The sequence below is a fragment of the Sporosarcina sp. E16_3 genome, from assembly GCF_017347125.1.
Classification (GTDB): Bacteria; Bacillota; Bacilli; order Bacillales_A; family Planococcaceae; genus Sporosarcina.
The window spans coordinates 251,959-258,409 of sequence record NZ_JADPRX010000002.1 but is presented as its reverse complement, the minus strand read 5'-3'; the positions used below and the strand labels follow the sequence as shown (position 1 = coordinate 258,409).

General features: G+C 37.4%; 6 protein-coding genes. 3 read left to right on the top strand and 3 right to left on the bottom strand.

The genetic code is table 11. The features are described 5' to 3' along the window. From I2483_RS03615 to zwf, 3 genes are all read right to left on the bottom strand, one after another. Window positions 1–264 (bottom strand): NAD(P)-binding domain-containing protein (locus I2483_RS03615; RefSeq protein ID WP_255550255.1); only part of this gene is annotated, 264 nt, incomplete at its 3' end. Window positions 265–290: 26 nt separating this feature from the next. Further along, the gene (locus tag I2483_RS03610; RefSeq protein ID WP_207173981.1) at window positions 291–1,634 is read right to left on the bottom strand and encodes a glucose-6-phosphate isomerase; all 1,344 of its coding nucleotides are present in this window, start codon (window positions 1,632–1,634) and stop codon (window positions 291–293) included. A 33-nt stretch (window positions 1,635–1,667) separates the two neighbouring features. Then, complete coding sequence (gene zwf / locus I2483_RS03605; RefSeq protein WP_207173995.1) at window positions 1,668–3,119, bottom strand: glucose-6-phosphate dehydrogenase; 1,452 nt, start codon at window positions 3,117–3,119, stop codon at window positions 1,668–1,670. Window positions 3,120–3,644: 525 nt separating this feature from the next. Here zwf and hxlA point away from each other — a divergent pair. The 3 genes from hxlA (at window position 3,645) to I2483_RS03590 (ending at window position 6,368) form a co-directional block, all read left to right on the top strand. Then, the gene (hxlA, locus tag I2483_RS03600) at window positions 3,645–4,286 is read left to right on the top strand and encodes a 3-hexulose-6-phosphate synthase (protein ID WP_207173980.1); all 642 of its coding nucleotides are present in this window, start codon (window positions 3,645–3,647) and stop codon (window positions 4,284–4,286) included. 1 nt (window position 4,287) lies between these two features. Then, window positions 4,288–4,842, top strand: a complete 555-nt coding sequence (hxlB, locus tag I2483_RS03595) for a 6-phospho-3-hexuloisomerase (RefSeq protein ID WP_207173979.1) — start codon at window positions 4,288–4,290, stop codon at window positions 4,840–4,842. 701 nt (window positions 4,843–5,543) lie between these two features. Next, a complete protein-coding gene (locus I2483_RS03590; RefSeq protein ID WP_255550261.1) occupies window positions 5,544–6,368 on the top strand; it encodes a Cof-type HAD-IIB family hydrolase in 825 nt (274 codons plus the stop codon). Window positions 6,369–6,451 lie beyond the last annotated feature (83 nt).

Here is a 6,451-nt window from a genome sequence, read left to right as displayed (position 1 = left end):
TAGGGACTGAATCACCGTATCTGTTGTTTCCCCAGCCTTAACCATTAATAAAATTTTCCGTGGAACTTCGAGCGAATCGACCAGATCTTCAATACTGTAGCTACCATGAATATCTTTATCTTGCGCTTCTTTGTTGGAGAATTCATCTGTTCGATCTGTCCAATAATCATAGACAGCTACCGAAAAGCCTTTACTTTCGATGTTTAGCGCTAGGTTCATCCCCATCACACCTAAACCAATAACGCCCATTTGCTGTTTAATCATATTCTAATCTCATTCCTTCGTATAAGTCATTTGATGTTATCTATACGACTTTCCAAATCTTGTTTTTCTGCTTCAAAACCAGACTTGCCAAGTAACGCAAACATATTCTGTTTATAAGCTTCTACCCCTGGTTGGTCAAATGGATTTACTCCGAGTAAAGTTCCACTTATAGCGCAAGCCTTTTCGAAGAAATATACCATTTCACCAAAGGTAAATTCATTGAGTTCGTCTAACTCAATGAGCAAATTTGGAACACCTCCATCAATGTGGGCGAGGGCAGTTCCTAGGGCGGCTTTCTTATTCACCTCATCCATTGTTTTTCCAGTTAGGAAATTCAAACCGTCAATATTGTCGATATCATCTTGAATAGTTCGTTCGATTTGGGGCTTTTTTATCTGCAGGACTGTTTCAATGAAAAGACGACGCCCTTCTTGTATATACTGGCCCATCGAATGTAAATCCGTTGTAAAATTAACTGATGCAGGAAAGAGTCCTTTTTCATCTTTACCTTCACTTTCTCCAAAGAGCTGCTTCCACCATTCGGCTACAAAATGCAGGCCAGGTTCATAATTTACAAGTAATTCAATAGATTTCCCTTTATTATAGAAAATATTTCTTACAGCTGCATACTGGTAACTTTCATTCGTTGCCAGAACGGGATCATTGTATTTTAAAAACGCCTCTTTTGCTCCTTCCATCATTTTGTCAATATCGAGACCGGCTACTGCGATTGGAAGTAAGCCAACAGGCGTCAGAACAGAGTACCGCCCACCAATGTTATCCGGAATAACAAATGATTCGTAACCTTCTTCGTCCGCAAGGTTCCGAAGGGCACCTTTGGTCTGATCAGTGGTCACATAAATTCGTTTCATTGCTTCTTCTTTGCCATACTTATTTTCCATGTACGCACGGAGAATACGGAATGCTAAAGCAGGTTCTGTTGTTGTACCTGATTTGGAAATAACATTAATAGAAACGTCTTTCCCTTCCAATACTTCAAGTAAATGCTCGATGTAGGTAGAGCTGATATTTTGTCCAGCAAAGTAAACTTCGGTATTACCTTTTACTTGGTTATGAAACGTATGTGATAAAGCCTCAATTGCTGCTTTAGACCCCAGATAAGATCCACCAATACCAATAACAACAAGCACGTCTGACTGTTGTTGAATTCGCTTAGCTGCTATTTTTACTCTTTTAAACTCTTCTTTATCATAGGTAACTGGCCAATCGACCCATCCTAAGAAATCAGAACCCGGTCCTGTTTGTTGATGGATTTGGTTATGGGCTTGTTTTACAAATGCGCTTAGATTTTCAAGTTCACTATTTTTCATGAACGATAAAACATTGCTGTAATCAAATGAAATAGTCATTTTTTTATATCTCCTTTAAATTTTAACTTTTAATTACCACCAACTAAATTGATTGGACAGCAATAGCTGATTTGCAGCTTCTGGCCCTGAAGAGCCAGCAGGGTAAGGATGTAAAGGCAACATATCTTCCTGAAATGCCTCCAAAATCGGTTGGATCCACTTCCATGATAATTCTACTTCTTTCCAATGTGCAAAGAATGCTGTATTACCGAGCATTGCATCAAATAGAAGTAGTTCATATGCTTCTGGATGGTCTTCAGAGTTGTTCGAGAAGTTAATGTAAACAGGATCAAAACGGTTACTAGAAGGATCTTTCATATTCAGCTTTAATGACACACTTTCGTTCGGACTAATTTCGAGCATAAATAAATTCGGACTCATCCCATCAGTCGGAAGAGCATCTGATTCTTTTAACTTGTCCTTAAACTCAAAGACAATCCGTGAAGACTTCTTTTCCATCCGTTTCCCCGTTCGTATATAAAACGGAACGCCACTCCAAGACGTATTATCAATATATAAACGTGCAGCGAAAAAAGTATCATTCATTGAGGAGGTATTAACCCCAGGCTCCTCTTTATAGCCAGCAACTGGCATATCAAGAACCACTCCAGATTCGTACTGACCACGAACAACATCCACATAGACCTCTTCTTTAAGAATTGGTCGAAAAGATTCTATGATATCTATTTTCTTAACTCCATTATCTTTGGGCGTTACTTCTCCGGGAAGGTGCAGTGCCGTCATCATCACTAACTGAAGAAGGTGGTTCTGAACCATATCACGAATTGCTCCAGCTTGATCATAATAATCGGCTCGTGTTTCTACCCCAACCGTTTCACTTGCTGTGATTTGAACATTAGCAATTTGCTTATGATCTAATAATGATTCCAAAACCGGGTTGGCTAGTACTAAGGTTTCAAGATTTTGGACCATAGGTTTTCCAAGATAGTGATCTATTCTATAAATTTCTTTTTCGCAGAATGCTTTGCTCAATGTATCATTCAATTGCTGTGCAGATTTCAGGTCACTTCCAAACGGTTTTTCAACAATAATACGCTTCCAGCCTTGTGTTTGGCTTATACCACTTGCATAAAGATTTGACGTAATAACATCAACCAACCTAGGTGCGACAGACAAATAGAAAAGTCGATTTTCTGGTATACCTAACTCGTTTTCTCTATTTTTGATGAGTTCGAACAAATTTAAATAGGATCCACGGTCTGTTGCATTAAATGAAAAGTAGCGAAACTTAGTTAGAAAATCTTGCAAACCTGAAGTTTGAACAGCTCTTCTGGAATATAACCGGAGTGCTTTTTCTACTTTAGATTGAAAAGTTTCGTTTGAACAATAGTATCTACCTAAACCAACTATTGAGATAGAATCTGGCATTTTTCCATCGAGAAATAAATTATATAAAGCAGGAAATAACTTTCGTTGAGCTAAATCTCCCGTTGCTCCAAATAAAACTAAAGTCATGTCTTGCATGATCCATTCCTCTTGGGAATCCGTTAAACAATGTTTAACATCAAATCCTTCCAAGGAGTTTTTGGTATCCATATTCGATTCCCCCTACTTTTACAATCAATATTCCGTTTAAGCTATAAATGATAATCGCAACAGTTCTCACTATACTAACTGCGGTCAATTAATGTAAGTACGCACTTTATTATCATATAGTGACTAAAAGTATACTGTGGCTCGTTATTCTGAAAAGAAATAATAATAAGTGTGCTAATAAAACCGTTGCATTATATAGAAGATAGTAATTTCAAAAGACTATGATTTCACTTTGATAAAGAAAACTTAACTTTTTTGTAAACAAGATATCGACTAAGGGGAACTAATGAAATGATGAAATCAATTTATTATTTTGCAACACCCATTACTTTATAGGATATTCACAGTATACTATTTGTCTGTATGTGTTTTTAAAGTGCGTACTTCACAATTTCGACTTTAGGATATACACTAAGTTTGTACTAAAAAAACGAATAAAAGGAGAATGAAAAAATGAAATTACAATTAGCATTAGATCTTGTTAACATTCCAGAGGCCATTGAAATTATTAAAGAAGTAGAGGAGCATATCGATATTGTTGAAATCGGAACACCCGTCATCAACAAAGAAGGTCTTAAAGCTGTAACAGAAATTAAAGCAGCATTCCCTAACCTAGAAGTACTTGCAGATGTTAAAATCATGGATGCAGCGGGTTATGAGGTATCTCAAGCTTCTGCAGCAGGTGCTGACATAATTACTATTCTTGCGCAAGCTGAAGATTCATCCATCAAAGGTGCTGTTGAAGAAGCGAAAAAACAGGGTAAAAAAATATTGATAGATATGATTGCTGTAAAAGACATCAAAAAACGTGCAGCAGAGCTTGATGAGCTTGGTGCTGATTACATCTGTGTTCACACAGGCTATGATCTACAAGCGGAAGGTAAGGATTCATTAGAAGACCTACGCACAATTAAAAGCGTTGTGAAGAATGCTAAAACAGCAATTGCAGGTGGGATTAAGCTTGAAACTTTGGCTGAAGTAATTAAAGTACAACCAGATCTAATCATTGTTGGTGGTGGAATAACAAGTAAAGACGACAAAAAAGCTGAAGCTGCACAAATTCAAGAGCTAATCAAAGAAGGCGTGATGGTGTAACATGAACACCATAGGTTACGCAGATGAAATTTTGGCCGAGCTTAAGCGAACCATTAATCTAATTGATAGTGAAGAAGCCGAAAAATTAGTAGAAGGAATTTCACGTGCGAAAAAAGTGTTTGTAGCAGGCGGGGGACGCTCTGGCTTCATGGCAAAGGCATTTGTAATGCGCATGATGCACGTAGGTCTTGATTCGTATATTGTAGGCGAAACGGTAACGCCGAATCTAGAACCGGATGATATTTTCATTGTCGGTTCTGGATCCGGAGAGACCCAAAGTTTGGCCGCTATGACTCAAAAAGCGAAGAGTATAGGTGCAACAGTAGTAGCTGTTACAATTAATCCTGAATCTACAATTGGTAAGTTGGCAGATATTAAAATTGAAATACCTGCCCAAGCAAAAGGTGAAGGCAACAGTGGGAAGTCAATACAGCCGATGGGCTCTCTTTTCGAGCAATCACTTCTCCTATTTTATGATGCGGTTATTTTGAAATTTATGGATAAAAAAGGATTGAATTCTGAAGTGATGTATGGACGACATGCTAATTTAGAATGAAATTCCTTTCATAATTGCAAATATTTCAGGCTTATCAGCACACCATAAAAGGAAATATTCGGTTTAATGTGTGAAAACTTATGTGAGCTAATCGTACAACCAAATCTGCGATGGTTTAAAGAATAAACAAAAGAACTGATTTTCCTTATAGAAAAGGAAATCAGTTTCTTTTGTTCATTCATACTATCGATGTATTTTTTAGTGCATCTATCGTGCAGCCAAAGTACCTTTACTAGACAGCTTGCTAAACAACGTGCGACGATAGCTTTATAGCTAGAAACAAAAAGTAAGAGCAAGTTGTTATAATGAAAAAGTATGATGTAACAGAAACCATTTATGAAGATTGGCTGTTTATTAAAAAACTGAAAAACAAACAAAAGTGAATTGGCTATAGAATGGATATGTAACCAAAACTCTTTCCAGAAGTGGTGTTCTTGGAGTTGGAGTAGATGCACTTGGAATCGAAATGGGTCAAGAAGGGCTTCCAAAGCATAATACGGGGTTTGCAACTGACATCATTATAATAGAAGGAATTTGTTTGAAAAGAATTGAGCAAAGGAAATAATTTATAGTTGCTGCACCCCTAAAGTTAACAAGTACAGATGGTAAACCTGCAAGATTATTGTAGTTGAAGGGCTAAGATAAGCGCTGTTTCTCTATTCATTATAAAACGAATTTAAAGGAGAGATTCTTTGTATAAAATGATTGCCATCGACCTGGATGGTACGTTACTCACAGACGAATTATTGATTTCACCAAACACAGTCAAGGCAATTCAAAAAGCGGTAGAAATGGGAACGATTGTAACGATTGCTACCGGTCGCATGTTCCCTTCGGCAAAACAGTTTGCGCAGCAGTTAGGCATAAATGTACCGCTTATTACTTATCAGGGGGCAATTATTAAGGATGTCAATGAGAAAGAAGTGATGTATGAGCGCCTTATTCCACCTGATATTGCACAAAAGTTAGTTGACATTGCTCGCGAGAAGAAAATACACTTACAAGTGTATCAAGACGATATTCTTTATGGAGAGTTAGAAAATGACAAACTTATTTCATATGCTGAAGAAGTTATGGTCCCTTATACGATAGAATCGGATCTTGGCAAGATTGCCAGAAATGGTTTTACGAAAGCACTCTTTATTGCAGAACCTGATTGCCTTGAAATCTTACAAGGAGAATTGAGAATATTGTTCGGAGAGCGGGCTCATATCGCAAAATCAAAAGAAACCTATCTTGAGGTTACACACCCTGAAGCAAACAAAGGGAGGGCACTGCTTCATCTAGCGAAAAAACTTGGCATTGACCGTTCGGAAATCATCGGAATAGGAGACAACCACAATGATTTCGAACTGATTACGACTGCAGGTTTAGGTATTGCAATGGGCAATGCGGTTAATGAATTAAAAGATAGCGCGGATTACATCTCACTTACTAACAATGAAGAGGGAGTACTACATGCTATAGAAAAGTTCATTTTAGAGCCTATGAGCGTGACTATCGAAAAGGAAGTAGTTAAAGGTTAAGATTTTACTATAGCCTGTATATATGTGAATTCAAAGTACGTACTTTATTCATTTATAGTGGTGAAAAGTATACTATTAGAGAG

Coding starts and splice junctions, on each gene's coding strand:
- I2483_RS03610 (WP_207173981.1), bottom strand. CDS start 1,634: ATGACTATTTCATTTGATTACAGCAATGTTTTATCGTTCATGAAAAAT.
- zwf (WP_207173995.1), bottom strand. CDS start 3,119: ATGCAAGACATGACTTTAGTTTTATTTGGAGCAACGGGAGATTTAGCT.
- hxlA (WP_207173980.1), top strand. CDS start 3,645: ATGAAATTACAATTAGCATTAGATCTTGTTAACATTCCAGAGGCCATT.
- hxlB (WP_207173979.1), top strand. CDS start 4,288: ATGAACACCATAGGTTACGCAGATGAAATTTTGGCCGAGCTTAAGCGA.
- I2483_RS03590 (WP_255550261.1), top strand. CDS start 5,544: ATGATTGCCATCGACCTGGATGGTACGTTACTCACAGACGAATTATTG.